Source organism: Rhodococcus opacus B4 (genome assembly GCF_000010805.1).
In the GTDB taxonomy this organism is placed as follows: Bacteria; Actinomycetota; Actinomycetes; order Mycobacteriales; family Mycobacteriaceae; genus Rhodococcus_F; species Rhodococcus_F opacus_C.
In genome coordinates, this window is record NC_012522.1 from 7,169,759 (window position 1) to 7,193,671 (window position 23,913).

General features: G+C 68.7%; 23 protein-coding genes. 16 read left to right on the forward strand and 7 right to left on the reverse strand.

What is annotated here, in order from left to right; translation table 11 throughout:
- Positions 1–2: 2 nt before the first annotated feature.
- Entirely contained in the window at positions 3–2,207 is a 2,205-nt protein-coding gene (locus ROP_RS32555) for an RNA degradosome polyphosphate kinase (RefSeq protein ID WP_015890247.1), read from the reverse strand.
- 76 nt (positions 2,208–2,283) lie between these two features.
- Positions 2,284–2,985 (reverse strand): 2-phospho-L-lactate guanylyltransferase, encoded by a 702-nt coding sequence (gene cofC, locus ROP_RS32560; protein WP_331458004.1) that lies wholly within the window; start codon positions 2,983–2,985, stop codon positions 2,284–2,286.
- A gap of 171 nt (positions 2,986–3,156) precedes the next feature.
- Here cofC and ROP_RS32565 point away from each other — a divergent pair, with 171 nt between their 5' ends.
- From ROP_RS32565 to ROP_RS32575, 3 genes are all read left to right on the forward strand, one after another.
- Entirely contained in the window at positions 3,157–4,155 is a 999-nt protein-coding gene (locus tag ROP_RS32565) for an NAD(P)H-dependent glycerol-3-phosphate dehydrogenase (protein WP_015890249.1), read from the forward strand.
- A gap of 5 nt (positions 4,156–4,160) precedes the next feature.
- The gene (locus ROP_RS32570; RefSeq protein WP_015890250.1) at positions 4,161–5,285 is read left to right on the forward strand and encodes a cystathionine gamma-lyase; all 1,125 of its coding nucleotides are present in this window, start codon (positions 4,161–4,163) and stop codon (positions 5,283–5,285) included.
- Between the two features lie 94 nt (positions 5,286–5,379).
- Entirely contained in the window at positions 5,380–6,486 is a 1,107-nt protein-coding gene (locus ROP_RS32575) for a D-alanine--D-alanine ligase family protein (RefSeq protein ID WP_015890251.1), read from the forward strand.
- 19 nt (positions 6,487–6,505) lie between these two features.
- Here the strand turns inward: ROP_RS32575 and ROP_RS32580 are convergent, their stop codons facing one another.
- Both ROP_RS32580 and ROP_RS32585 read right to left on the reverse strand, forming a co-directional pair.
- Positions 6,506–7,102, reverse strand: coding sequence for a DUF3515 domain-containing protein (locus ROP_RS32580; protein WP_015890252.1), 597 nt, complete (start codon positions 7,100–7,102; stop codon positions 6,506–6,508).
- Positions 7,103–7,104: 2 nt separating this feature from the next.
- Positions 7,105–7,338 carry an Lrp/AsnC ligand binding domain-containing protein gene (locus ROP_RS32585; protein WP_015890253.1) on the reverse strand — a complete coding sequence of 78 codons (234 nt, stop codon included), beginning with the start codon at positions 7,336–7,338 and terminating at the stop codon, positions 7,105–7,107.
- Positions 7,339–7,623: 285 nt separating this feature from the next.
- Between ROP_RS32585 and ROP_RS32590 the strand changes: the two genes are divergently transcribed.
- From ROP_RS32590 to ROP_RS32600, 3 genes are read left to right on the forward strand one after another with little or no spacing between them, the layout of a single operon-like run.
- Positions 7,624–8,508: a thiamine-phosphate kinase gene (locus ROP_RS32590; RefSeq protein ID WP_043826920.1), complete on the forward strand. Its 885-nt coding sequence runs from the start codon at positions 7,624–7,626 to the stop codon at positions 8,506–8,508.
- Between the two features lie 9 nt (positions 8,509–8,517).
- A complete protein-coding gene (locus tag ROP_RS32595; RefSeq protein ID WP_015890255.1) occupies positions 8,518–9,039 on the forward strand; it encodes a gamma carbonic anhydrase family protein in 522 nt (173 codons plus the stop codon).
- Positions 9,036–9,713 (forward strand): uracil-DNA glycosylase, encoded by a 678-nt coding sequence (locus tag ROP_RS32600; RefSeq protein WP_043826921.1) that lies wholly within the window; start codon positions 9,036–9,038, stop codon positions 9,711–9,713. The genes ROP_RS32595 and ROP_RS32600 overlap by 4 nt, the downstream gene beginning before the upstream one ends.
- Positions 9,714–9,754: 41 nt before the next feature.
- Here the strand turns inward: ROP_RS32600 and ROP_RS32605 are convergent, their stop codons facing one another.
- On the reverse strand, positions 9,755–10,543 hold the full coding sequence (locus ROP_RS32605) for an enoyl-CoA hydratase/isomerase family protein (RefSeq protein WP_015890257.1): 789 nt from the start codon (positions 10,541–10,543) through the stop codon (positions 9,755–9,757).
- A gap of 148 nt (positions 10,544–10,691) precedes the next feature.
- Positions 10,692–10,883: a 50S ribosomal protein L28 gene (rpmB, locus tag ROP_RS41625; protein ID WP_005240429.1), complete on the reverse strand. Its 192-nt coding sequence runs from the start codon at positions 10,881–10,883 to the stop codon at positions 10,692–10,694.
- Between the two features lie 235 nt (positions 10,884–11,118).
- On the opposite strand from rpmB, the gene ROP_RS32610 reads away from it, so the two are divergent.
- The 10 genes from ROP_RS32610 to mutM all read left to right on the forward strand — a co-directional run bounded on the left by ROP_RS32610 (position 11,119) and on the right by mutM (position 23,114).
- Positions 11,119–12,804 (forward strand): DAK2 domain-containing protein, encoded by a 1,686-nt coding sequence (locus ROP_RS32610; RefSeq protein ID WP_015890258.1) that lies wholly within the window; start codon positions 11,119–11,121, stop codon positions 12,802–12,804.
- A gap of 8 nt (positions 12,805–12,812) precedes the next feature.
- Complete coding sequence (gene recG, locus ROP_RS32615; protein WP_015890259.1) at positions 12,813–15,071, forward strand: ATP-dependent DNA helicase RecG; 2,259 nt, start codon at positions 12,813–12,815, stop codon at positions 15,069–15,071.
- Between the two features lie 155 nt (positions 15,072–15,226).
- A complete protein-coding gene (locus ROP_RS32620) occupies positions 15,227–18,631 on the forward strand; it encodes a pyruvate carboxylase (protein ID WP_015890260.1) in 3,405 nt (1,134 codons plus the stop codon).
- Positions 18,628–19,194: a 16S rRNA (guanine(966)-N(2))-methyltransferase RsmD gene (gene rsmD / locus ROP_RS32625; RefSeq protein ID WP_015890261.1), complete on the forward strand. Its 567-nt coding sequence runs from the start codon at positions 18,628–18,630 to the stop codon at positions 19,192–19,194. The genes ROP_RS32620 and rsmD overlap by 4 nt, the downstream gene beginning before the upstream one ends.
- On the forward strand, positions 19,191–19,685 hold the full coding sequence (gene coaD / locus ROP_RS32630; protein ID WP_015890262.1) for a pantetheine-phosphate adenylyltransferase: 495 nt from the start codon (positions 19,191–19,193) through the stop codon (positions 19,683–19,685). Before rsmD ends, coaD begins: the two co-directional genes overlap by 4 nt.
- 108 nt (positions 19,686–19,793) lie before the next feature.
- Entirely contained in the window at positions 19,794–20,567 is a 774-nt protein-coding gene (locus ROP_RS32635; protein ID WP_015890263.1) for a DivIVA domain-containing protein, read from the forward strand.
- Between the two features lie 161 nt (positions 20,568–20,728).
- The gene (locus ROP_RS32640; protein WP_043825817.1) at positions 20,729–21,289 is read left to right on the forward strand and encodes a YceD family protein; all 561 of its coding nucleotides are present in this window, start codon (positions 20,729–20,731) and stop codon (positions 21,287–21,289) included.
- A 2-nt stretch (positions 21,290–21,291) separates the two neighbouring features.
- Positions 21,292–21,474, forward strand: a complete 183-nt coding sequence (rpmF, locus tag ROP_RS41630; RefSeq protein ID WP_005240446.1) for a 50S ribosomal protein L32 — start codon at positions 21,292–21,294, stop codon at positions 21,472–21,474.
- Positions 21,475–21,493: 19 nt separating this feature from the next.
- Positions 21,494–22,252, forward strand: coding sequence for a ribonuclease III (gene rnc / locus ROP_RS32645; RefSeq protein ID WP_015890265.1), 759 nt, complete (start codon positions 21,494–21,496; stop codon positions 22,250–22,252).
- Positions 22,245–23,114, forward strand: coding sequence for a bifunctional DNA-formamidopyrimidine glycosylase/DNA-(apurinic or apyrimidinic site) lyase (gene mutM / locus ROP_RS32650; protein ID WP_015890266.1), 870 nt, complete (start codon positions 22,245–22,247; stop codon positions 23,112–23,114). The genes rnc and mutM overlap by 8 nt, the downstream gene beginning before the upstream one ends.
- Here the strand turns inward: mutM and ROP_RS32655 are convergent.
- On the reverse strand, positions 23,065–23,769 hold the full coding sequence (locus ROP_RS32655; protein ID WP_015890267.1) for a pyridoxamine 5'-phosphate oxidase family protein: 705 nt from the start codon (positions 23,767–23,769) through the stop codon (positions 23,065–23,067). The two genes, mutM and ROP_RS32655, sit on opposite strands and share 50 nt — an antisense overlap.
- Between the last annotated feature and the right edge of the window lie 144 nt (positions 23,770–23,913).

Consider the following 23,913-nt stretch of genomic DNA (forward strand, 5'->3'; position numbering starts at 1 on the left):
GATCAGGATCCGGTGCCCATTCGTTTACGCATCATGGCCTCCTGGTGGTCCCGGACCTCCTCGCCGTGTGCCGGCGACGGAACCCACCGGCCATCGGGTCCGAGTACCCAGCACCGCGTGACGGGATCGAGCGCCGAATCGACGATCTCGCCGATCTGAGCGGTGAGGCGGGGATCCTTCACCTGCGCCATGACCTCGACGCGTCGGTCGAGGTTGCGGTGCATCATGTCTGCGCTGCCGATCCAGAACTCGTCGGCGCCGCGGAAGTGGAAGACACGCGAATGCTCGAGGAAACGGCCGAGGATCGACCGGACGTGGATGTTCTCACTCAGCCCGGGAACTCCGGGCTTGAGGGCGCAGATGCCGCGCACGACGATTTCGACGGGCACACCGGCCCGGGATGCCCGGTAGAGCGCGTCGATCACCTGTTCGTCGACCAAGGCGTTGGCCTTCAGGAGGATTCCGGCGTCTTCGCCCCGCAGTTTGTGCGCTATCTCATCGTCGATCCGCTCGATGATTCCCCGGCGCACACCGTACGGCGCGACGAGGAGGTTGCGATACTGCGTTTTCCGCGAGTAGCCGGTGAGCGAATTGAACAGGTCGGTGAGGTCGGCGCCGATCTCGGGGGCGGCGGTGAGCAGACCGATGTCTTCGTACAGGCGGGCCGTCTTCGGGTTGTAGTTGCCGGTGCCGATGTGGCAGTAGCGCCGGATGGTGGACCCCTCGCGGCGCACGACGAGGCACGTCTTGCAATGGGTCTTGAGCCCGACCAACCCGTACACCACGTGCACGCCGGCGTGTTCGAGCTTGCGGGCCCACTTGATGTTGGCCTGCTCGTCGAATCGCGCCTTGATCTCGACCAGTGCGACAACCTGTTTGCCTGCCTCGGCGGCGGTGATCAAGGCGTCGACGATGGGGGAGTCGCCGGACGTGCGGTAGAGCGTCTGCTTGATCGCCAGCACCTGCGGGTCGGCGGCGGCCTGTTCGATGAACCGCTGGACGCTCGTGGAGAACGAGTCGTACGGGTGGTGCACGAGGACGTCGCCGTCGCGGAGGGTCGAGAAGACGCTCTTGGGTGTTTCGCGTTCGCCGAACGCCGGATGCGTCGCCGGCACGAACGGCGCGTCCTTGAGGGCGGGGCGGTCGACGGCGTACACCTGCCACAGGCACGACAGGTCGAGCAGTCCGGGCACCTGGATGACGTCGCCGGGATCGACGTCGAGTTCGCGCAGCAGAAGGTCGAGCATGTGCTCGGTCATGTCGTCGGCGACCTCGAGCCGCACCGGGGAACCGAAGCGGCGGCGCGCCAATTCACGCTCGAGCGCCTGCAGCAGATCCTCGTCGCGGTCTTCCTCGACCTCGAAATCGGCGTTGCGGGTGATGCGGAAGGCGTGGTGTTCGACGATCTCCATGCCCGGGAACAGCATGTCGAGGTGAGCGGAGATCAGATCTTCCAGGGGGAGGAACGCGTCGACCGAGGACGGTGTCTCGTCGCGGCGGACGCGGACGAACCTGCCCACGTTGTCCGGAACCTTGACCCTCGCAAAGTGTTCCCCACCCGTGAGCGCATCCTTCACCGTCACGGCGAGGTTGAGACTCAGGCCGCTGATGTAGGGGAACGGATGGGCGTGATCGACGGCGAGCGGGGTGAGCACGGGGAAGATCTGGTCCTGGAAATGCACCGACAGTCGCACGCGGTCGTCGTCGGTGAGTTCGTCCCATCCGATGATGGAGATCCCTTCGGCGGCAAGCGCGGGACGCACGGAGTCGAGGAACACCCGCGCGGCCTTCTCCGAGATCTCCTGGGTGCGGGTCGCGATCAGCGAGAGTTGCTCGCGGGGGGACAGGCCGTCGGCGGATCGCACGGACAGGCCGGTCTCGTCGCGGCGCTTGAGACCGGCGACCCGGACCATGAAGAACTCGTCGAGATTGGACGCGAAGATGGCGAGGAATTTCGCGCGCTCGAGCAGCGGCAGCGACGTGTCCTCGGCGAGGGCGAGCACCCGGGCGTTGAAATCGAGCCAACTGAGTTCACGGTTGAGGTAACGATCTTCGGGGAGCCCGTCGGTCAGCGCGCTCGTGAGGGCACTCGTCGCAGCGGGGGGAGCCATCGGAACGTTCGTGGGGTTGGCGGTGACGATGCCGTCGCGGGTTCCGTTCTTTCCGTCGACGTCGGTCGGGTGATCGAGTGCTTCTCGGTTACTCACTCCACGATCATCCCTCGAGAATTCGACCGCGGACAATCGATGGGGCAAATTCACACGGCGTTCGCGGGCTAGCGGGCTACTCGTTTCCGCAGTGCGAGGGCGCGCTGTGTTCGAGGGCGTCGAGTGCGGCACGCGTCGCAGGTCCGACGCCGAGAGCCTGAGCGGCATCGAGATCGTCGGCGGTGTCGACGTCGGTCCGCAACCCCGGCCAGTGCCCGTCGAGGGGGCGCGCGCCGGATTCGAGATGCCGCTTCGCCGACCCCGGACCGAACCGGGGATCGAGGGGAACCTCCGGGTCGCAGGAGAAGAGTGCGGCCGTTCCGGTGCCGTGATGATCGACGACCACCGACCTGCCGCCGGTTCTCGCCGCGGCGAGTGCTTCGCCGAATTCGCCTCCGCGCAGAGACGGAAGGTCGGCCTGCAGCGCGACGACGTCGACGCCGCTCTCGTTGCGGCGCACGTGCTCGGCCGCGGCGGCCAGTGCCGCGTTGAGACCGTGCTCGGTGCCGCCCTCGTCCGCCGGGTCGCCGGCAGCAACGGGGGCGGGATCGGCGTAGACGTGGGCGCCGACGCTGCGGGCGAGCCGGGCCACCGCGGGGTCCGGCGTGACCACGGTGACGCCGACGACCGTCGCGACGTCGCTGACGACCGCCAGGGTGTCGCGCAGCATCGACAGCACCAGTCCGGTGCGGTCGTCCGTGTCGAAGACACCCGACAGTCGCGTCTTGGCCGCGTGGAGTTCCTTCACCGCGACGAGTACGTGCGCGCGCGGCGCCACGGATCGGGTCGCTGTGCTCATGCGGATATCTTGCCAGCCCGCGCGGGGCGGTGCGCCGGACGCCCGGGTCGCGGCTGAGCAGCGAACGAGTTCGGTAGCGGGGCGGCGCCCGACCTCGGCATCGGCAATACTGTGGGCGACGCATCGGGTAACGAACGACGAGGGGGCTGTGTGAGCAAGGCTGCGGTACTGGGAGCGGGTTCATGGGGGACTGCATTTGCGAAGGTCCTGGCTGACGCGGGGACCGATGTCACCGTGTGGGCGCGACGCGCCGAGATCGCCGAATCGATCGTGTCGCGCCACGAGAACGTGGACTATCTGCCGGGCATTGCCCTGCCTCCGTCGTTGACCGCCACCGACGACGCGCGGGCCGCGCTCGACGGCGCCGACATCGTCGTCCTCGCGGTGCCGTCGCAGTCGCTGCGCGACAACTTGCAGGTCTGGAGTCCGATGATTCCCGCGAACTCGACCATGCTGAGTCTCGCCAAGGGCATCGAAACCGGCACCCTGATGCGGATGAGTCAGGTGATCGTTCAGGTCACCGGCGCCGATCCGGGGCGCGTCGCCGTGTTGTCCGGGCCCAATCTGGCCCGGGAGATCGCGATCGGCCAGCCGGCGGCCACGGTCGTCGCGTGCACGGATTCGACGCGGGCGCTCGAACTGCAGAAGGCCTCGGCCACCGGATACTTCCGGCCGTACACGAATTCGGACGTCATCGGCTGCGAGATCGGCGGCGCCTGCAAGAACGTCATCGCCCTCGCCTGCGGTATGGCGTCGGGAATCGGTTTGGGAGAGAACACGATTGCGAGCATCATCACTCGCGGTCTCGCCGAGATCATCCGGCTCGGAGTTGCGCTCGGTGCGAAACCCGCCACCCTTGCGGGCCTCGCCGGGGTGGGTGATCTGGTCGCGACGTGCACGTCGCCCCTGTCCCGGAATCGGTCGTTCGGGGAGCGTCTCGGTCAGGGCGGATCGATCGAGAGCGCTCAGGCGGCCACCCACGGTCAGGTCGCCGAGGGCGTCAAATCGTGTTCGTCGGTGCGTGCCCTGGCCGCCAGTTACGACGTCGAGATGCCGCTGACCGACGCCGTGCACCGGGTGTGCCACGAGGGCCTCGTGGTGCAGGACGCGATCGGTCAGCTGCTCGGCCGCCGCACGAAGCCGGAGTGATACCCGTGAGTGGTGATTCGACCCGCTGCGTCAAAGCCGTTGCAGTGGAACAGGTTCCAGGTTCGCCGATGCAGAGGGGGCCGGTTTTCGCGGCGCCCTATCAGCTGAGCGCGGACGAGGGGACCGAAACCGACACCTACGCGCGCGCCTCCAACCCGGGCTGGCGCGACCTCGAGTCGGCGCTGGCGGCGCTCGAGGGCGCCGCAGGCGCACTGGTCGTCGGCTCCGGGATGTCGGCGATCACCGTCGTGCTGCGGAGTCTTCTCACCGCCGGTGACACCGTCGTCGTGCCGTCGGACGGCTACTACCAGGTGCGCGCGTACGCGCGGGAGCGTCTGGAGCCGATGGGCATCACCGTGCACGAACTGCGGACTGCCGACATGGCCGGCGAAGGGGCCGCCGCACTGCTGGCCTCCGCGGAGGGGACGACGGTCGTGGTGGCCGAGACCCCGGCCAACCCGTCCCTGGACGTGGTGGATCTGCGGGCCGTCTCCGAGCAGTGCGCGAACGCGGGCGCCGTTCTCGTGGTGGACAACACGACCGCCACCCCGCTCGGCCAGCAACCGCTCGAGCTCGGCGCGGACGTCGTAGTCGCCAGCGGCACAAAGACTCTGAGTGGTCACAGCGATCTGCTCATGGGGTACATCGCTGCGTCGGACGCCGATTTCCTGGCCGGTATGGAACGGGAGAGGGCGCTGTCGGGCACGGTGCTGGGCCCCTTCGAGACGTGGCTCGCCCACCGGAGCCTCGGCACGGCGGGTCTGCGATTCGAGCGGCAATGCGCCAACGCCCTGGCGCTCGCGACCGTGCTGGAGACGCACCCGGCGGCCCACCGCGTCCGCTACCCGGGGCTGCCCGGTGATCCCGCGCATGCCGTCGCCGCCGGGCAGATGAGCCGGTTCGGCGGGCTGGTGACGTTCGAGGTCGACTCCGCCGACCGGTTCCACCGGCTCGTCGCCGGCAGCGACCTCCTCGTACCGGCGACGAGTTTCGGTGGCATCCACACCAGCGCCGACCGCCGGGCCCGATGGGGTGACCCCGTGCCCGACGGGTTCGTGCGGCTCTCGTGTGGAATCGAGGACACCGACGACCTCGTCGCCGATCTCGAGAGTGCACTGTCCGCATTGTGACGTGCGTGCCGCCCGTCGTGTCCTGAGGTCGGCGAAGAAAACGCGAGGAGAGGTGGGTTCGTGAGCGGGTCGCATCGACGGTACGGTCTGTGTCGTGAGTAAACCGCGTACCCGGGTAGCCGTCATCTTCGGTGGCCGCAGCAACGAGCATTCCGTGTCCTGTGTGTCGGCCGGAAGCGTCCTGAGGAATCTCGACCCGGAACGGTACGAGGTGGTGCCGATCGGCATCACCACCGAGGGTTCGTGGGTTCTCGGCTCCACCGACCCCGAGTCGCTGTCCATCCGCGGCCGGTCGTTGCCCAGTGTCGACGCCGACGGGTCCGCGCTGGCGCTCACCGCAGATCCGACGCGGTCCGGCGACCTCGTCGCACTCGACGACGGCGAAGCGGGCAAGATCCTGGCGTCCGTCGACGTCGTCTTCCCCGTCCTGCACGGCGCCTACGGCGAGGACGGCACCATCCAGGGCCTGCTCGAGCTCGCCGGTGTCCCGTACGTCGGTCCCGGCGTGCTCGCTAGCGCGGCAGGCATGGACAAGGAATTCACGAAGAAACTGCTCGCCGCGGAAGGCCTGCCGATCGGGTTCCAGGTCGTCCTGCGTCCCGGCACCGCCACGCTGACCGACGAGCAGAGGTCGCGCCTCCACCTCCCGGTGTTCGTGAAACCGGCCCGCGGCGGCTCGTCCATCGGCATCACCCGGGTGGCCGAGTGGGCCGCACTCGACGACGCCATCGCCCACGCCCGCCGGCACGATCCCAAGGTGATCGTCGAATCGGGGATCGCAGGCCGCGAGGTCGAGTGCGGAGTCCTCGAGTTCCCGGACGGCGACGTGCGGGCCAGCGTCATCGCCGAGATCCGGATGCCGGAAGGGGCCGACGACGACGAGGCGTTCTACGACTTCGACAGCAAATACCTCGACGACGTGTGCGAGTTCGACGTGCCCGCGAAACTCGAGGACTCGGTCAGCGACGAGATCCGCGCACTCGCGGTGCGCGCATTCTCCGCGCTCGACTGCCAGGGACTCGCGCGCGTCGACTTCTTCGTCACCGAGGACGGCCCGGTGATCAACGAGATCAACACGATGCCGGGATTCACGTCCATTTCGATGTACCCGCGCATGTGGGACGCCGTGGGCGTCGACTACGGCACCCTCGTCTCGACCCTGGTCGACACCGCCCTCGCGCGCGGCACCGGCCTGCGATAGGGCAACTGCGATCCGGCGCTCAGGGGTTCGCGACCGGCGCCGGATCGAGGGGTTTCTGCGGCAGCGTCTGCGACACGGCGCCGGAGATGTCCTGGAGCGGCGTCGGGCCCACGCCCGTGGGAACGGTGAGCCCGACGTACACGCCGCGGTCGACGGCGAAATAGCTGCTCGCGTCGATTCCGGCGCTCGCACCGGAGATCTCGAACCACTGCACCCCGTCGATCACCTGAAGGGGTGACGCCTGATCGAACTCGGCGGGACGGTCCAGGCCGCATCGCAGGACGAGGGGTTCGCCCTCGGCCGGCTGCCATGCGGCGGTCGCCTCGGGTGCCGGCTCGGTGAGTTCCGCCCGGGTGTAGTCGCCCAGCGCGTCGGGGAGGCCCGCCATCAGGGTGGCGCACTCCGCGGAGCCGGACGCCGGCGCGGGCACCGGCCCCAGCGACACGGGTTCCTTGGCCGGGTTCCGCCCGGCGAACACCGCGGCGACGACGATGCCGATGATCAGAGCGACGGGAAGCGCCACGGCCGTCGCGATGAGCGCCGGATTCCGTCGTTCCGCGGGAGCCTGATCGGAAGTGCCGCCGGATGGGTTCTGTTCGGGTTCGAGATCGGACATGCTCAGTTCTTGTTCGCAGACTTTTCGGGGACGTCGCAGGTGAGCGTGCGGGTGATGCCGGCGACCTGACGGATCTCCTTGACGACGGGAGCGACGTCGTCGGCAAACACCCGCACGATGACGTCGTACGGTCCGACCACGTCCTCGGCGGTCCGCACCCCGGTGATCTTCGCGATCTCGGTCGCGATCGCCGCGGCCTTGCCGACTTCGGTCTGGATCAGGATGAACGCTTGCACTCTCGCTCCGGCCCTTCCCTGCTCCGCGCCGCAGGTGTCTCGGTAGAGTCGCGGGTGCTTCGGCGCGCTGATCGGTCGCGTGCCGAGTAGTCCCGGCAACAGCTAAAAGGTACCGCAGTCGCACATTCCGTCGACCGGACCCACGGCCGCCGCGCGGGACACCCGACACTACGGCGCGCCTGGAGGCACACCATCACACCGACGGATTCCCCGGACCCGACCCCGCCCCGCACCGTCGCCGACGTCGGCGAATTCGCCGTCATCGGTCGTGCGGTGGAGGGCCGGGTGCAGCCCCCGACAACCCTGATCGGCCCCGGAGACGACGCCGCTCTCGTCCGCGCGGCCGACGGCCGGGTGGCGGTATCCGCCGACATGCTGGTGCAGGGCAGGCATTTTCGGCTCGACTGGTCTTCGCCGAGGGACGTGGGCCGCAAAGCGGTGGCCCAGAACGCCGCCGACGTCGCGGCGATGGGGGCGCGACCGACCGCGTTCCTGGTGTCCCTCGGCCTGCCGCCGGACACGCCGATCGACGTGGCGGACGGCATCTCCGCCGCGATCGGGGAGAGCGCCGAGGAACTCGGAGCCGGCGTCGTGGGCGGGGATCTCGTGCAGGCCGCACAGGTCGTGATTTCCGTCACTGTCCTCGGGGACCTGGGCGGCAGGAGCCCGATCCGGCGGTCGGGCGCCCGGCCGGGTGACGTGGTCGCGGTGGCCGGGGAACTCGGCCGGTCGGCGGCCGGTCTCGCGCTGCTGCTCGGCGGATCCACGGACTTCCCGGACCTCCTCGCCGCGCACCGGGTACCCACCCCGCCGTATGCCGCGGCCCGGGCCGCCGCCGACGGCGGCGTCCACGCGATGACCGACATCTCCGACGGGCTCCTCGCCGATCTCGGCCACATCTGCGACGCGTCCGGAGTCGGGATGGCGCTCACCCGATCCGACATCACCGTGTCACCCGAACTGGTATCGGCGGCGCAGAGTCTCGGCGCCGACCACTGGGAATGGGTGCTCACCGGGGGAGAGGACCACGGCTTCGCCGCCACCTTTCCCGGCGACGTCCCGCTCCCGGCGGGGTGGACCCGGATCGGCGTCGTCCGCGACGGGTCCGGCATCTCGGTCGACGGCGAGACCTGGCCGGGGGCCGGCGGCTGGCAGAGTTTCGCGGTATAGGTTGCACGCATGGCTATCTACGCGCTCGGGGACCGCGAACCCGACATCCATCCGGACGCCTACGTCCACCCCGACGCCGTGGTGATCGGAAACGTCACCCTTGCGGCGGGAACCTCGGTCTGGCCGCAGGCCGTGCTCCGCGCCGACTACGGCACCATCACCGTGGGCACCGACACCAACATCCAGGACGGCACCGTGATCCACTGCACGGTGTTCGATCCCACCGTCATCGGCTCGGGATGCGTGGTCGGCCACGCGGCGCACATCGAGGGATCGACGATCGGCGACCACTGCCTGATCGCGTCCGGTTCGATCGTGCTCAACGGTTCGGTCATCGGCGCCGGGTCGGTCGTCGGAGCGGGCGCCGTCGTCCCGTTCAAGTTCGAGGTTCCGCCGCGGAGCATGGCGCTCGGCGTCCCCGCGAAGATCCGGGAGGGCTACGAGGTCCCCGAGGGGCACCTCGACAGGAATGTGAAGATGTACGCCGCGAACGCGGCCTACTACCGCGAGTCGCTGCGCAGGCTCGACTGATGGCGGCGCCGCTGTCGGACCTCGTCGAGGCCGGATGGGCCGAGGCGCTCGAGCCGGTGTCCGGACGGATCACGGAGATGGGCGCGTTTCTGCGCGCGGAAATCGCCGACGGTCGTGAGTACCTGCCCGCCGGGGAGAACGTCCTGAGGGCGTTCACCCACCCGTTCTCCGAGGTCAAGGTCCTGATCGTGGGGCAGGATCCGTACCCCACGCCCGGTCACGCCGTCGGCCTCAGCTTCTCGGTCGCGCCGGAGGTGAGGCCGGTGCCGCGCAGTCTCGGCAACATCTTCACCGAATACAGCAAGGACCTCGGCTACCAGACGCCGACCACCGGCGACCTCACCCCGTGGTCACGGCAGGGTGTGCTCCTGCTGAACAGGGTCCTCACGGTGCAGCCGGGACTCCCGGCCTCGCACCGGAAGAAGGGCTGGGAGGCGGTCACCGAACAGGCCATTCGCGCTCTCGTGGCGCGCCCCGAACCCCTCGTCGCGATTCTGTGGGGCCGGGACGCGTCCACCCTGAAACCGATGCTCGGCGACGTACCGACGATCGAGTCGGCGCACCCGTCACCGTTGTCGGCGTCGCGCGGATTCTTCGGTTCGCGGCCGTTCAGCCGCGCGAACGAACTCCTCGACAGCCTGGGCGCGGAACCGGTGAACTGGCAGTTGCCGTAGGTTCTGCGTTCACTTCACGGACGCGAAATCGGCACGCCTCTTCACTTCACGGACGCGAAATCGGCGCGCCTCTTCTCGATGAACGCGTCGACACCCTCGCGTCCCACCGGGCTGTCGGCCGCGGCGGCGATCGACTCGGCCTCCGCGTCGAGTTGCTCGGCGAGCGTGCGCGACCGCGAATCGCGCACGAGTGTCTTGATCCCCGAGTACGACGACGTCGGGCCGGCCGCGAGGGTGCGGGCGAGCCGGAGCGCCTCGTCCTGGACGACGTCGTCGCCGACGAGGCGGCTGAGGATGCCGAGGCGCACGGCCTCGTCGCCGCTGAGAACGGCGTCGGTGATCAGGATCTCACGCGCCCGGGCGTCGCCGACGATGCGCGGGAGCGTCCAGGACATGCCGCCGTCCGGCGTGTAGCCGATCGACGGGTAGGCGGGGCGCAGCTTGGTGCCGGGTCCGCCGATGGCCACGTCCGTGAGGCAGACGAGGCTCATGCCGGCACCCGCCGCCCAGCCGTGGACACCGGCGATCACGGGAACGGTCACGGCGTCGAGCGCCCGAACGAAGTCGTGGAAGACGCCCGCCACCTCGGCGACGCACTCGCTGCGCACCGGCGCGGACGCGAAGGCGTGAACGTTGCCGCCTGCGCAGAAGTTCGGGCCCTCACCGACGAGGAGGACGCTGCCGATCCGGTCACCGACCGCTTCGAGTGCGCGGGCACCCTGCACCAAACCCTCGCCGTCCAGCGACGTGCCGTTCTCCGCCGTCGCGATCGTGACGCGCAGGACGCCGTCTTCGAGCTGTACTTTGCTGAATCCATCGAGAGAAGTCACCGTTGCACCTTACGTGGGCCCCTGCCGGTGCCCGTCGAGCGCCGATGCGCTGCGACGATGCCGAATCGGGCAGCACGTCGCACAGAAAAGAACTGCGCCCCCGACACCGAAGTGTCGGGGGCGCAGTGACATCGCACGCAGCGTCGGGTCAGCCCCGAGCAACCTTTCCAGCCTTCAGGCAGGACGTGCAGACGTTGACCTTCCGGGTGTTTCCGGGGGCAACCTCGGCACGAACGGTCTGGATGTTCGGGTTCCAGCGACGGTTGGTACGCCGGTGCGAGTGCGAGACCGACTTACCGAAGCCGGGCCCCTTGGCGCATACGTCGCAGACGGCAGCCATAGTCGCGAACTCCTTCAAGATAGTGAACTGTGAAATTTGCTGGCCTCGTGGAGACAGGGCACAGCAAGTGCGCCCTCAACGAGCAACCGTGCAAGAGTAGCCGCTCGAGGGGGGAATGGCCAAACCCGGTGCCGAACGGCTCGGACCGCGGGCCCGATCACCGTCCCCCGACTAGTCTGGCGGCACCTTCACCATTCCCCGGCCGGAGAGGACGACAGTGGCCCCTGAGCTCCCGATGGACGGTCGAGTCCTCGAGTTGTGGGCGCGGACCTCCGTCGCGGGACTGGAACGGCGGTGCGAGGAGATCAACAGCCTCAACGTCTTTCCGATACCGGACTCGGACACCGGCACCAACCTGTTGTTCACGATGCGCGCGGCGCTCGGTGCGATCGACGAGTACGCGGGTGCCGACGGCGGCACCAAGGACGTCCGCCAGGTGGCGATAGCCCTGGCGCGGGGTGCGGTCGCCGGCGCGCGCGGGAACTCCGGGGTGATCCTGTCGCAGGTACTGCGGGGGGTCGCGGAGGCGGCCGTCACGCCTGCGGTCGACACCCGGACGGTCCGGACCGGACTGCTGATGGCCACCAACCTGGTGACGGACGCGGTGAGCTACCTGGTGGAGGGGACCATCGTCACCGTGCTGCGCTGCGCCGCCGACGCGGCGGCGGAGTTTCCGGACGAGGCGCCGATCGCGGAGACCGCGCGGGCGGCCGCCGACGCGGCGGCGGCCGCGCTCACCAGGACGCCGTCGCAACTCGAGGTGCTGGGCACCGCAGGTGTCGTCGATGCGGGCGGACTCGGACTCGTGGTCATCCTCGACGCGCTCGTCACCGCCGTCACGGGCTCGCCCCCGGATCGCCCGCCGGTCGCCCTCCACGTTCCGCGGCGCACGCCGTCCGCGCGCCGCGCCGAACCCGTTCCCGTCGGCGCGCCGCAGGCCGCGCACGCGCATCCGGCACGCGGACCCGACTGCGACGAGGGCTCCGACCAGGACTTCGAGGTGATGTACCTGGTGTCGGAGTCCGACGAGGCCCGAATGGCGGGGCTGCGCAGCGCGCTGCACGACCTCGGGGATTCGATCGTGATCGTCGGCGACGGCGGCGGCGGCTGGTCGGTGCACGTGCACTGCACGGACGCGGGCGCCGCCGTGGAGGCCGGACTCGCGGCGGGACGCATCCACGGAATCCGGGTCAGCAGCTTCCTGGTGGACGCCCGGGACCAGGGACTGCTCGTTCCGCCGGTCCGTACCCGGCCGGATCAGGGCGAGCGGGGAATCGTCGCGGTCGTGGCCGGGGACGGCGCCGCCGAACTGTTCGCGAGCGAGGGCGCGACGATCCTTCGCTGCGACGACGCCCCCGTCACCCGCGCCCAGCTCCTCGGCGTCATCAGGCAGATGGGACGCACGGAGGTGCTGGTGCTTCCCAACGGCGCGTTGACGGCGCAGGAACTCGTCGCGGTCAGCGCCGCGGCACGAGACGCCCGGCACGAGGTCCTGCTGCTCGCGACGTCCGCGATGGTGCAGGGACTCGCCTCCCTGGCGGTGCACGATCCCGAGCGCGAGGCGGTGGACGACGCGTTCGCGATGTCCGAGGCCGCCGCCGCCACCCGCTGGGGGTCGCTGCGGATCGCCCGCGAACGTGCGCTCACGTACGTGGGCACCTGCGAACCGGGAGACGGCATCGGACTGATGGGTCACGAGGTGATCGTCATCGAACCGGACGCGGTCGCCGCCGGCCGCCGGCTCGTCGACCTCGTGCTCGGCGCGGGTGGGGAACTGGTGACACTCCTGATGGGCTCGGAGGCGCCCGAGGGCCTCGACACGGAACTGGCCGATCACATCTCGCAGCGGCACCCCGGCGTCGAGGTGATGATCTACCACGGAGGACAACCTGGAGACCTGTTGCAACTCGGGGTGGAATGAGGAATTCGATGGCCACATTGTCCGACCGGCTCGATCATCTGCTGGGGAAGAAGACCGCCGACGCGCTCGAGGAGGCGTTCGACATCCGCACGGTCGAGGACCTGCTGCGGCACTACCCGCACCGGTACGCCTCGCAGGGCCGGGAGCTTGCGGAGAAGGACCCGCCGGAGGGCGAGCACATCACGATCATCGCCCGGGTCACGTCCGCGGCCGTCGTGAAGATGAAGAACCGGCCGGGCAGCATGCTCAAGGTGGTCCTGTCGACCGACACCCAGAACGTGGACGTCACGTTCTTCAGCCCGCAGAAGGTCAAGCACGTGATCAAGCCCGGCGTGCGCGCGATGTTCTCGGGAACGGTGAAGTACTTCCGCCAGAAGTGGAGCCTGACCCACCCGAGCTACCTCATCCTCCCCGAACCGCGCGCGGGCTCCGAGGACCCCGTCGTGAACGTCGGCCGGATCCGCGGCGCCGGTGATCTCGCCGGCATCGCCCGGGCGTCGCAGGAACCCGGTGCCGGGGTCGACATGTCGGTGTTCGACCGAGCGCTGATCCCGCTCTACCCCGCCACCCGCGACGTGGAGAGCTGGACGATCATGAAATGCGTCCGCCAGATCCTCGATCAGCTCGACCGCGTCGACGACCCCCTGCCGGAGAAAATCCGGGCCGAACGGGACCTCATCGGGCTCGACGAAGCCCTGCGGTCGGTCCACCTGCCCGACATCCGCGAGGATGTCGAGAACGCCCACGACCGGTTGCGGTTCGACGAGGCGACCGCGCTGCAACTGGTGCTCGCCCGTCGCCGCCACGACAACGCCGAGCGGGTCGCACCGGCGTGCCCGCCCGTGCCCGGCGGGATCGCGGACGTGTTCGAGAGCATGCTCCCGTTCCAGCTCACCGACGGTCAGCATGCGGTCGCAGACGAGATCTCCGCCGACCTGGCGCGGCCGCACCCGATGAGCAGGCTGCTGCAGGGCGAGGTCGGTTCGGGCAAGACGATCGTGGCTCTGCGCGCCATGCTCCAGGTGGTCGACGCCGGCTACCAGTGTGCGCTGCTCGCACCCACCGAGGTGCTCGCCACGCAGCACGCCCGGTCGCTGCGGGCGATGCTGGGCTCCCTCGCGACCGCCGGGGAACTCGGGGCGCACGAGAAGGCGACGCGGGTGGCGCTGCTGACGGGGTCGATGGGCGTCGCCGCCAAACGGACGGCCATGAACGAGGCGATCACCGGCGACGCCGGAATCGTCATCGGCACGCACGCCCTCATCCAGGACAACGTCGAGTTCTTCAACCTCGGGATGGTGATCGTCGACGAGCAGCACCGGTTCGGTGTCGAGCAGCGCGACCGGCTGCGGTCGAGGGCGCGGGAGGGTCTCAGCCCGCATCTGCTGGTGATGACGGCGACGCCGATTCCCCGCACGATCGCAATGACGGTGCTCGGCGATCTGGAGGTGTCGACGCTGCGCCAGCTGCCGAAGGGGCGTTCCCCGATCAAGAGCAGTGTGGTACCTGCGTCCCAGAAGCCGCAGTGGGTCGCGCGGGCGTGGGAGCGGATCCGCGAGGACGTGGCGGACGGGCGGCAGGCGTACGTCGTGTGCTCACGCATCGGCGACGGCGAGAAGGGCGACGGCGAGGACGCGCTCGACGAGAAGGCACCCGAGACGAAGTCCGCCGTCGACGTGTTCGACGAACTGAGCGGCGACATCATGGCCGACCTGCGGGTGGGACTCCTGCACGGCAGGCTGCCCGCGGACGAGAAGGACGCGGTGATGCGCGACTTCACGGCCGGCGACATCGACGTCCTCGTGTGCACCACGGTGGTGGAGGTCGGAGTCGACGTGCCGAACGCGACGATCATGGTGATCGTCGACGCGGACCGTTTCGGTGTCAGTCAGCTGCACCAGCTGCGCGGACGCGTCGGCCGGGGCAAGCATCAGGGGCTCTGCATTCTCGTCACGGAAATGAACCCCGGCGGCCCCGCCTACGAGCGACTGTCGAACGTCGCGTCGACCAACGACGGCTTCGAACTCGCCCAACTCGACCTCGCCACCCGCCGCGAGGGCGACATCCTCGGTGCGGCGCAGTCGGGCACGACGTCCACGCTGCGGCTGTTGTCGCTGCTCGGCCACGAGGAAGTCATCGCGGCGGCGTCCGAGTTCGCGCGTGCGGTGATCGCTGACGATCCGCGGCTCGAAAATCACCCGGGGCTGTCGGCGATGGTGACGTCGGCGCTCGACGCCGACCGCATCGAATATCTGGAGAAAACGTGAGAACTTACTTCGCTTCACGTAAATCTTCGCACGTCTGTTTCGGGTCTGTTGCAGAATTCGCACACGTCAGGGGGGTCTTTGTGAAGTTTGTGGAGAATCTTGCAATGTGGGATGCCTGTTCTCCACGGCCGTCTTCGGCGGGGTAGTTTGCTCCAATGTTCTCCAAAGTCCTGGTCGCCAACCGTGGCGAAATTGCGATCCGCGCTTTCCGTGCCGCCTACGAACTAGGTGCTGGAACGGTTGCGGTGTTCCCGTACGAGGATCGGAACTCGATCCACCGTCTGAAGGCTGATGAGAGTTATCAGATCGGCGAGGAGGGACACCCGGTTCGGGCGTATCTCTCCGTCGACGAGATCGTCTCCGCGGCCAAGCAGGCAGGCGCCGACGCCATCTACCCCGGCTACGGCTTCCTTTCCGAGAACCCGGATCTCGCCGCCGCGTGCGCCGAGGCGGGCATCGCGTTCGTCGGCCCCTCCGCGGAGGTGCTCGAGCTGACCGGCAACAAGGCGCGGGCGATCGCCGCGGCGAAGGCGGCCGGGCTGCCGGTGCTGGCGTCGTCGGAGCCGTCCGCGGATGTGGACGAGTTGCTGGCCGCCGCCGAGACCATGCAGTTCCCGCTGTTCGTGAAGGCCGTCGCGGGTGGCGGTGGCCGCGGCATGCGCCGGGTCGCGGAGCGGGCGCAGCTCAAGGAGTCCATCGAGGCCGCCGCCCGCGAGGCGGAGTCGGCGTTCGGGGATCCGACGGTGTTCCTCGAGCAGGCCGTCGTCGACCCGCGGCACATCGAGGTCCAGATCCTGGCCGACGGCCAGGGCAACGTCATCCACCTGTTCGAGCGGGACTGCTCGCTGCAGCGCCGGCACCAGAAGGTCATCGAACTCGCGCCGGCCCCGAACCTGCCGGAGGAGCTGCGGGCGAAGATCTGCGCGGACGCGGTCGCGTTCGCGAAGGAGATCAACTACGCCTGTGCGGGCACCGTCGAATTCCTCCTCGACACCCGCGGCAACCACGTGTTCATCGAGATGAACCCGCGTATCCAGGTCGAGCACACCGTGACCGAGGAGGTCACCGACGTCGACCTGGTGCAGTCGCAGTTGCGGATCGCGTCCGGGGAGACCCTGGCCGATCTGGGGTTGAGTCAGGACAAGATCACGCTGCGGGGTGCGGCGTTGCAGTGCCGTATCACCACCGAGGACCCGGCCAACGGGTTCCGTCCGGACACCGGCCGGATCACCGCGTACCGCACCCCGGGCGGTGCCGGTATCCGCCTGGACGGCGGTGCCACCCTCGGTGCCGAGGTGGGCGCGTACTTCGACTCGATGCTCGTCAAGCTCACCTGCCGGGGCCGGGACTTCGAGACCGCGGTCGCCCGGGCCCGGCGTGCGGTCACCGAGTTCCGCATCCGCGGGGTGTCGACGAACATCCCGTTCCTGCAGGCGGTGCTCGACGACCCCGATTTCAAGGCGGGACGGGCCACCACCTCGTTCATCGAGGAGCGCCCCGAGCTGCTCACGCTGCGTAGCTCCGCGGACCGTGGCACCAAGATCCTGTCGTACCTCGCCGACGTGACGGTCAACAAGCCGCACGGCGAGCGGCCGTCCGCGGTGTACCCGCGCGACAAGCTGCCCCAGATCGATCTGTCCACCCCGCCGCCGGACGGCAGCCGCCAGAAGCTCCTCGCCCTCGGGCCGGAGGGATTCGCCAAGGCGCTGCGGGAGCAGAAGGCCCTCGCGGTCACCGAGACCACGTTCCGTGACGCTCACCAGTCGCTGCTGGCGACCCGTGTGCGCACCAGCGGTCTGCTCGACGTCGCCGGACACGTCGCCCGGCTGACCCCCGAGTTGTTGTCGATCGAGGCGTGGGGTGGTGCCACCTACGACGTGGCGCTGCGGTTCCTGCACGAGGACCCGTGGTACCGGCTGTCCGCGCTGCGGGAGGCGGTGCCGAACATCTGCCTGCAGATGCTGCTGCGCGGCCGCAACACCGTCGGCTACACCCCGTACCCGGAGAAGGTGACGCGGGCGTTCGTCGAGGAGGCCACCAACAGCGGCATCGACATCTTCCGGATCTTCGACGCCCTCAACAACGTCGACCAGATGCGGCCGGCGATCGACGCGGTCCGCGAGACCGGCACCTCGGTCGCCGAGGTCGCCCTGTCCTACACCGGCGACCTGTCCAACCCGCACGAGAAGCTGTACACCCTCGACTACTACCTGCGCCTGGCGGAGGAGATCGTCGAGGCCGGTGCGCACATCATCGCGATCAAGGACATGGCCGGACTGCTCCGCGCCCCGGCCGCCACCACCCTGGTGACGGCGCTGCGGAAGAATTTCGACCTGCCCGTGCACGTGCACACCCACGACACCCCGGGCGGACAGCTCGCCACCTACCTGGCGGCGTGGCAGGCCGGCGCGGACGCCGTCGACGGTGCCTCGGCGGCGATGGCCGGCACCACCAGCCAGCCGGCGTTGTCGGCGATCGTGGCCGCGGCCGCGCACTCCGAGCACGACACCGGCCTGGACCTGCAGGCGGTGTGCGACCTCGAGCCGTACTGGGAGGCGCTGCGCAAGGTCTACGCACCGTTCGAGTCCGGGCTGCCCGCCCCCACCGGCCGGGTCTACACCCACGAGATCCCGGGCGGTCAGCTCTCGAACCTGCGCACCCAGGCCGTGGCCCTCGGGCTCGGCGACAAGTTCGAGGAGGTCGAGGCCAAGTACGCGGCCGCCGACCGGATGCTCGGCCGCCTGGTGAAGGTCACCCCGTCGTCGAAGGTGGTCGGCGATCTCGCCCTGCACCTGGTCGGCTCCGGGGCCTCCACCGAGGAGTTCAAGGACAACCCGGCGAAGTTCGACCTGCCCGACTCGGTGGTCGGGTTCCTGCGCGGTGAACTGGGCACCCCGCCCGGTGGCTGGCCGGAACCGTTCCGCACCCGGGCCCTGGAAGGCCGCGGCGAGGCCAAGCCCGAGGTGCCGCTGTCCGCGGAGGACGAGAAGGCCCTCGCGGGCACGTCCGCGGAGCGCCGCGCGACCCTGAACCGGTTGCTGTTCCCCGGCCCGACGAAGGAATTCCTCGAGCACCGGGACAAGTACGGCGACACCTCGCAGTTGTCGGCGAACCAGTTCTTCTACGGACTGCGCCGCGGCGACGAGCACCGGGTCCGTCTCGCGCAGGGCGTCGAGCTGCTGATCGGGCTCGAGGCGATCTCCGAACCCGACGAGCGGGGCTACCGCACCGTCATGGCCATCCTCAACGGGCAGTTGCGTCCGGTGTCGGTGCGGGACCGGTCGATCTCCAGTGAGATCCCCGCCGCGGAGAAGGCCGACAAGAACAACCCCGGCCACGTGCCGGCGCCGTTCGCCGGGGTGGTGACCCTCGCCGTCACCGAGGGCCAGCACGTCGCCGCCGGCGACACCATCGCCACCATCGAGGCCATGAAGATGGAAGCCGCCATCACCGCACCCCGCGGCGGCACCGTGACCCGGCTGGCCATCGGATCGGTCCAGCAGGTCGAAGGCGGCGACCTCCTCGCCGTCGTGGCGACGGGGGAGTCCGCGAGCGAGTGACTCGGATCATCGCGGGACTCGCGGGCGGCCGACGCCTGCGGGTCCCGCCGAGCGGGACCCGGCCCACCTCGGACCGGGTCCGCGAGGCGTTGTTCAGCGCTCTGCACAGCAGGATGGACCTCGAGGGCGCGTCCGTCCTCGATCTCTACGCGGGATCGGGGGCGCTCGGCCTCGAGGCGCTGTCCCGGGGTGCGGATCGCGTCGTCCTCGTCGAGTCCGACTCGAAGGCGACGGGCATCATCAAGCACAACGTGACGACGGTCGGCCTTCCCGGCGCGGAAGTCCGCGGCGCTCCGGTGGCCGCGGTGCTCGCGGGCAGCGCCGACCGGCCGTACGACCTGGTGATGGCGGATCCGCCGTACGCCGTCGACGACGCGGCGGTGCAGACGGTCCTCGGTCACCTGCGGGTCAACGGCTGGGTCGGCGACGGCTCGATCGTGGTGCTCGAACGGTCGTCGAGGTCGCCCGAGACGGCCTGGCCCGACGGCTTCGCGCCCGTCAAGGCGAAGAAGTACGGTGAGGCGAGAATCGAATTGGCGACCTGCTACGGTCTGGACTCATGACTGGCGCTGTCTGCCCCGGATCCTTCGACCCCGTGACCAATGGCCACCTTGACGTGATCGGCAGAGCTGCCGCGCAGTTCGACGAGGTCATCGTGACGGTCATGGTCAACAAGAACAAACGCGGCCTCTTCACCGTCGAGGAACGCATCGAGATGCTCGAGGACTCCACCGCCGACCTGCCCAACGTGCGGGTCTCCTCCTGGCACGGCCTGCTGGTGGATTATGCCAAGCAGCAAGGGATCACGGCGATCGTCAAGGGCCTGCGCGGTGCCAACGACTTCGACTACGAGTTGCAGATGGCGCAGATGAACCAGAAGCTCAGTGGCGTCGACACCCTCTTCATCCCGACCAACCCCACCTACAGCTACCTGTCGAGTTCGCTCGTCAAGGAAGTGGCCACGTTCGGCGGCGACGTCTCCGACATGCTCCCCGAGAAGGTGCACGCCCGCCTTCTCACACGGATCGCCGAGCGCGCCGCCGAGAGCAGCTGATACCCGACACACCGGCTGCCACGACACACCCGCGGCGTCCGGTCGTGCAGACTTGCACGGGGAAGGCTGCGCCGACCTGCTGAGGGTCATCGACGATTGGGGTTGCTTGTGTACCGGGTATTCGAGGCGCTCGACGAACTTGTCGCGATTGTCGAAGAGGCACGCGGCGTACCGATGACCGCCGGCTGCGTGGTTCCGCGCGGCGACGTCCTCGAACTGCTCGACGACGTGCGCGATGCGATTCCCGGTGAACTCGACGACGCCCAGGACGTCCTGGATCACAAGGACAAACTGGTGGGGGACGCCAGGGCCAACGCCGAGAAGACCGTTTCCAGCGCCAACGCCGAGGCGAACTCCACCATCGAGAACGCCCGCGACGACGCCGATCGCATCCTGGCGGACGCGAAGGCGCAGGCCGACCGGATGGTGGCCGAGGCCCGCGCGCACGCCGAGCAGTTGGTGACCGACGCCCGCGCCGAGGCCGAGTCCTCCGTCGCCGAGGGCCGGCGCGAGTACGACCAGCTCACGGGACGGGCACGGTCCGAGGCCGACCGCATGATCGAGTCGGGCAAGGCGTCCTACGAGAGGTCCGTCGCCGAGGGCACCGCCGAGCAGGCGCGGCTCGTCTCGCAGACGGAGGTCGTGCAGGCCGCGCACGCCGAGTCGGCCCGGGTGATCGATTCCGCGCACGCCGAATCGGATCGACTCCGCTCGGACTGCGACCTGTACGTCGACACGAAGCTCGCGGAGTTCGAGGACTTCCTGAACGGCACCGTCCGGTCCGTCGGGCGGGGGCGTCAGCAGTTGCGGACGGGTTCTGGCGTGCCCGACTACGCCTCCGACTACGACGTCGACGACCGCCGCGCCGAGCGTCGTCGCTGAGCACTTCGCCGAGCGTCCGAACTCTCGATCGAATTTGGCTCCACCGCGCTCATTGCGTATCGTGGAGTGGTTGCCCTTTGTCGTTTCCCTTTTCTCGAAAGTGAAGTTTGTTGCCATCCCATCGCCACAGCTCATCGCGTTCCCGTCGGGACGCGGACTTCGTGCTGGACACGGTCAAACTCGGCCGTCGTCCTGGTTCGATGCGCACCGTGGAACGGGTGGTGACGGCGCCACAGCGCATCGGGCTCGACCTGATCGCCATCGAGGAAGGATCGGAGATCGATCTGGATCTCCGGTTGGAGGCCGTATCCGAGGGGGTCCTGGTCACCGGTTCGTTGCGAGCCGACACGGCCGGGGAGTGCTCGAGATGTCTCGAGCCGTTCTCCGGCACGGTGGACCTCACTCTCACGGAGCTGTTCGCGTACCCGGACAGCACCACGGAGGAGACCACGGAGGAGGGGGAGGTCTATCACGTCGTCGACGACGAGATCGACCTCGAACCCGTCGTGATCGACGCCGTCGGCCTCGCACTGCCGTTGCAGCCGCTCTGCAGTGACGACTGCCAAGGATTGTGCCCAGAATGTGGCGTTCGCCTGGCGATTGCCGAATCTGGCCACGGGCATGACATACTTGATCCTCGCTGGGCTGGTCTTGCAGCCAAATTTGGCGTGGATTCGGAACCCAGCAAGAATCTTGTGAACAACGAAGCCGAGGAGAAGTAGAAGTGGCTGTCCCCAAGCGCAGAATGTCGCGATCCAACACGAGGTCGCGTCGCAGCCAGTGGAAGACCACTGTGCCTACCCTCGTCACCTGCCCCAACCGTGGCTGCGGCGAGAAGACGCTGCCCCACGTCGCGTGCCCGTCGTGTGGCACATACAAGGGCCGCCAGGTCACTGCCGCCGTCTAATTCTCCACGGAGAGGCGTTGTGACGAGCGACATCAGTAATACACCCGCCGGCGGCGAGGAGGATCATGCTTCCCTCCTCGCCGCCCTCGGCGTAGAAATCGAGCCTTCACTGCTCACTCTGGCGTTGACGCACCGCTCGTATGCGTACGAGAACGGCGGTCTGCCCACCAACGAGCGTCTCGAGTTTCTCGGTGACTCCGTACTCGGGGTCACTGTCACGGAGAAGCTCTACCTCGCGCACCCCGACAAATCCGAGGGCGACCTCGCGAAGATCCGGGCGAGCATCGTGAACATGCACGCGCTCGCGGAGGTGGCACGAAGCCTCGGTGAGGGCGGTCTCGGTGCCCATCTCCTGCTCGGGAAGGGTGAGGAGATGACCGGCGGACGCGACAAGCCGAGCATCCTGGCCGACGGCATGGAGTCGATTCTCGGCGCCATCCACCTCGAGCACGGAATCGACACGGCCCGCCGTGTCGTGCTCGATCTCTTCAGCGACCTCCTCCAGCGAGCCCCCCGCCTCGGCGCGGGCCTGGACTGGAAGACGAGCCTGCAGGAGTTGACCGCGGAGCGCGGCGTCGGAGTTCCGGCGTACGAGATCACCGCGACCGGTCCGGATCACGACAAGGAGTTCACCGCCACCGTGATCGTCGGCGGCAAGCCCCTCGGCGTCGGAATCGGCCGCTCCAAGAAAGAGGCCGAGCAGAAAGCCGCGAGCACGGCGTGGAATGCGTTGTCCGACGCAGGCCCCGACGTAGCGGCCGACGGCGTCAGTGCCTGAACTACCCGAAGTCGAGGTAGTCCGGCGCGGACTCGAACGCCACATCGTGGGGGCGTCGATCGATTCCGTGGACATTCTTCATCCGCGGGCGATCCGGCGTCACCTGCCCGGTGCCGCCGACCTCGCCGGACAGCTCACCGGTGAACGTATCGCGGGCGCCGACCGCCGCGGCAAGTATCTGTGGCTGGTCCTCGAACCCAGCACGGTGGCACTCGTGGTCCACCTCGGTATGAGTGGTCAAATGCTCGTGCAGCCACCGGAACTGCCCACCGAGAAGCATCTGCGCATCCGGGCTCGGCTCGACTCCGGTCTCGACCTCCGGTTCGTGGATCAGCGGACGTTCGGGGGCTGGGCGCTCGCGCCCCTCGTCGAGGTCGACGGCTCGCTCGTGCCGGACTCGGTGGCGCACATCGCCCGCGACCCACTGGATTCGCGTTTCGATCTCGCGGCCACCGTGAAGGTGGTGCGCGGCAAGCACTCCGAGATCAAACGTGTGTTGCTGGATCAGACCGTGGTGTCCGGCATCGGCAACATCTACGCGGACGAGGCATTGTGGCGCGCGCAGATCCACGGAAATCGGCTCACCGACAGGCTGACCGGTCCCCGGATCGGAGCCGTACTCACGGCCGCCCAGCAGGTCATGCGTGAGGCACTGTCCCAGGGCGGCACGTCCTTCGACGCGTTGTACGTGAACGTCAACGGCGAGTCGGGTTACTTCGACCGCTCCCTGTCCGCCTACGGTCAGGAGGATCGCCCGTGCCCGCGCTGCGGCACCGCGATCCGGCGGGAGAAATTCATGAATCGCTCGTCGTTCAGCTGCCCGAAGTGCCAGCGGGCGCCACGGAGAAGCCCGGCGAGATGACCTGGGTGAGTTCGGCGGGAGCGGACTCCCGGCCGGTCCGGCCGCCGGCGTCGTGGCGCGGCGTCGCCTTGGCGTCGAAGTAGTCGCCGCCCTTGCGTTTCACGTCGTCGGTTCCCCATTCGCGGTGGCGGGGAACCGGTGCCATCCGCGGAATGTGCTTGCGGCAGTGAATGTATGCCTCCTCCACGTCCACCACCACCCAGCGTTCCGGGACCCGCCCGCCGGAATGGTCCGCCGGCAGATCCGCGACCTCGGCGCGGAGGACCTCGTCGTCGACGATCCGGGCCGACCCGTTCACGTGCAGCCCGATGAGGTCCTGCACGAAGTCCACGAGAATGATTCCGACGTGCGGGTTTTCCAGGATGTTGCCGAGGCTCGCCATGACGCCGTTGCCGCGGTACTCCGGGTACGCCAGGGTTCTCGGGTCGATGACGTGCATGAATCCCGGTGTGCCTGCGCGCAGACTGTTGTCGCACTCGCCCGACGCGTCGGCGGTGGCGATGAACGCGATCTCCTGGCGTCCGACGAACTCGATCATCGTCGGATTGAGATGGTCCAGCATCTGATCCGAGTAGAACTTGGCGGCACGATCCTCGGTGCCGAACTCGGATTGAAGTCGGCGTTCTCCCGCACTCCCGATCTGCCCCATCTGCATTCCCCGCTACGTCTCGGCGTCGTTGGTCGGTTCACCCTACGGCCCGCCGCTTCCCACTGCTGAGAATCGGCGTTCACAAATTGGTGGAAACCGGTGCCGCCCACCCGCCTACCTGGCGTTGCGCAGGTCGGTGGCAGGATTGTG